The organism is Saccharopolyspora halophila (assembly GCF_039531955.1).
In the GTDB taxonomy this organism is placed as follows: domain Bacteria; phylum Actinomycetota; class Actinomycetes; order Mycobacteriales; family Pseudonocardiaceae; genus Saccharopolyspora; species Saccharopolyspora halophila.
Window position 1 is genome coordinate 1 of sequence record NZ_BAAARA010000035.1, and the last position, 2,806, is coordinate 2,806.

Below are 2,806 nucleotides of genomic sequence, written 5' to 3' on the forward strand. Positions count from 1 at the left end.
CCCCTAGCAGCGGAAACGCTCCAACGCGAACGGGGCCAGGTCGCGCCGGTACAAATCCGGTGCGACCTGGCCCCGTTCGCTAGCGGCCCGAGGTTCACCTCCGCGCGCTGCGTGCGCGGGCGCGCTCGTCCGATCGACGGTCATGGGGTCGCTCGTGGGGCGGGCGGTCGCGTGCTCGATTCCTGGCTTCTATATGCCCATTCGGTTATATTACTGGGGTGGCAACAACGTTTGAGGTGGTGGCGGAGCCTCGTAGGCGAGAGATCCTCGAGCTGCTTCGCGGCGGCGAGCACCTCGTCGGCGATCTCGGCGAACGGCTCTCGCTCGCGCAGCCCGCTGTGTCCAAGCACCTGAGGGTGCTGCGGGAAGCGGGTCTCGTCGACGTGCGGTACGACGCCCAGCGCCGGTGGTATCGGCTGCGTCCCGAACCGCTGCTGGAGATCGACGCCTGGCTCGCCCCCTTTCGGCGGCTCTGGTCCGAAAGCCTCGATGCTCTCGAGCAGCACCTGGAAACCATGCCGGACGACCCCGGAACGAAGGAGGACTGATGAACGACTCCCCGCGCTCTCCGGGCGATGAGCGGACCCTGCGCTTCGAGCGGCGCCTCGCGCACGCCCCGGAGAAGGTGTGGCGCGCCGTCACCGAACCGGAGCAGCTCAGCCAGTGGTACCCCTTCACCGTCGCCGAGCTCGATCCGCAGCTCGGCGGGGCCATCCGGTTCCGCGACGAGGAAGGCACCGAGTCCCGGGCCGAGATCACCGAGTTCCTGCCTCCGAAGGTCTTCGCCTTCCGGGAGCACGACGAGCAGACCGGTACTCACGAGCTGCGCTTCGAACTGGAACCCGACGGCGAGGGCTGCCGGTTGACGTTCACCCACAGCTTCACCGACGCCTTCGCCCAGACGCCCTGGGCGGGGCAGGCCGAGACCGGCTGGGTGCACTGCCTCGACGCGCTCGAGCGCGCTCTGGCCGAGGCCGCTTGATGACCGGCTGCTGAAGGGCTCTCCAGCCACAGCAGCACGACCAGTGCCGCTCGGCGTTCCAGCACCGGGAACGCCGAGCGGCGAATGGCCGAGGTTCGCCGCCGAGCGCTTCAACCGGGCAGTTCCGTCACTGCGCTTCGACGGGCAGCCACACCTCGCACGTCGCGGTGCTGAAGTCGTCCGCGTGATCGAGGATCGCGATGATCGAGGGGCCCGGACGCAGGCGCCACGGGTTGGCGGGGAACCACTCGGTCGCCGTGGCCGCATAGGTCTCCTGCAGCGTCTGCGGGTGCGGTCCCGACGCGTGGAAGACCGCCCACTTTCCCGCGGGCGCCTCGATCGCGTCGAGGTCGCCGGGGGTGGGGGCCTGCGCGAGGGCGACCCCGTGCAGGTAGGTCAGCTCGCTGCCCTCGGTGCTGTCCGGATCGAGGTCGTCGCAGACCTGCAGCAGGCCGGACGGTTCGGTATCGCTCAGCGCCTTCAGCCGCGCGTGCTCCTCCTGCGGCAGCGCGGCGATGTGCTCCTGGATGTGCGGGTTGATGCCGCGGTGGATGAGCGGCACTCGGGTGGCGTGTCCGACGAGCCGGAACGCGGGGCGGTCGACGATCCGGGTGTTCATGGGGTTGGTCCCTTCGACGGTCAGGCGGAACCTGAGCTGGGGTTGGGTGCGAAGGGGGCCTCCGTCGCGGCGGACATCGCTGGGGCGGGTGCCGTGCACCGCCGCGAACGCGCGTCCGAACGCCTCCGTCGAGCCGTAGCCGTACCGGACGGCGATGCTCAGCAGGTCGTCCTCGCCGCGGACGAGTTCGGCGGCGGCGACGGTCATGCGGCGCCGGCGCACGTACTCCGACAGCGGCATGCCCGCCAGCGACGAGAACATCCGGCGCAGGTGGTACTCGGTCGTGCCGAGCGCGCCTGCCGCGTCTCCGAGGTCGAACTCCTCGGCGAGGTGCTCCTCGACGAGATCGACGAGCCGGTTGAGCGCCGAGATCATGGGGCCTCCCTCCGACATCGACCCTGGTGGAGGACACCCGGGACGCGCCCGACCGTTGCGGTCCGATCCGATCATTCGATCACGCGCGGGCGGCGCGCGTTGCACGGAAGATACCGACCGGGCGGTATGCAGAAATGCGTTCGCTGCCTAAACTCGGTTCGTCCGCAACGCGGCGGTGGACGTCGCCGCGAACGTTCGACCAGCACAGGGGGCCGAGTATGGCAGTCGACCCGTCCGGAGCCGATCTCAAGAACCTGCTCGACGAGGGTCCGGAAGGCCCCGTCGTGATGCTCAACCTGCTGCGGTTCGCCCCGGAAGGACGCGCCCTGTACGAGGAGTACACCCGCAAGGCGGGGCCGCTGCTGCAGCGCTACGGCGCCGAGGTGCTCTACGCGGGCGACGGGGCAACGCCCCTGGTCGCCGAAGAGGGGCAGGATTGGGACGCGGTGCTGGTCGTGCGCTACCCGGATCGGCAGGCGTTCACCCGCATGGTCGCCGATCCGGAGTACCAGGCGATCACCGAACTGCGCTCCCGCGGACTCTCCGAGGCCGTGCTCCAGCCGACCGTTCCCTGGGGAAACCGGCGCGATTCCTGAAGCTCCCGCCGGTCGCTGGGAGTAGTCGGTCACAGAAGTCCGATGCGCTGCTCAACTCCCGGGAACACGGTCCGCACTCTCGGGCGCACGGACTTGTTCGGTACGCCGGGGCGCGTCGGTGGGGGTCTGCGCGCAACCTTCATCGGCGTCACCCGCCCGGGGTGCTCGTTGGGGAGCGACCACCTGCCGGACGGTTCGGTCTCGCTGGTGGAGATCCCGGCGATGGCGATCTCC

Annotated in this window: 4 protein-coding genes and 1 pseudogene; 4 read left to right on the plus strand and 1 reads right to left on the minus strand. The window is 69.9% G+C overall.

Features of this window, described 5'->3' with window-relative positions; genetic code table 11:
* Positions 1-218 precede the first annotated feature (218 nt).
* A complete protein-coding gene (locus ABD289_RS25140; RefSeq protein ID WP_344138130.1) occupies positions 219-548 on the plus strand; it encodes an ArsR/SmtB family transcription factor in 330 nt (109 codons plus the stop codon).
* A complete protein-coding gene (locus ABD289_RS25145; RefSeq protein WP_344138133.1) occupies positions 548-982 on the plus strand; it encodes an SRPBCC domain-containing protein in 435 nt (144 codons plus the stop codon). The genes ABD289_RS25140 and ABD289_RS25145 overlap by 1 nt, the downstream gene beginning before the upstream one ends.
* A gap of 127 nt (positions 983-1,109) precedes the next feature.
* On the opposite strand, the gene ABD289_RS25150 is transcribed toward ABD289_RS25145, so the two are convergent.
* Entirely contained in the window at positions 1,110-1,976 is an 867-nt protein-coding gene (locus ABD289_RS25150; RefSeq protein ID WP_344138136.1) for an AraC family transcriptional regulator, read from the minus strand.
* Positions 1,977-2,194: 218 nt separating this feature from the next.
* Between ABD289_RS25150 and ABD289_RS25155 the strand changes: the two genes are divergently transcribed.
* Positions 2,195-2,572 carry a DUF1330 domain-containing protein gene (locus tag ABD289_RS25155; protein WP_344138139.1) on the plus strand — a complete coding sequence of 126 codons (378 nt, stop codon included), beginning with the start codon at positions 2,195-2,197 and terminating at the stop codon, positions 2,570-2,572.
* A 132-nt stretch (positions 2,573-2,704) separates the two neighbouring features.
* Positions 2,705-2,806 (plus strand): annotated as a pseudogene (locus ABD289_RS25160) (nicotinate-nucleotide adenylyltransferase); the annotation flags it as partial.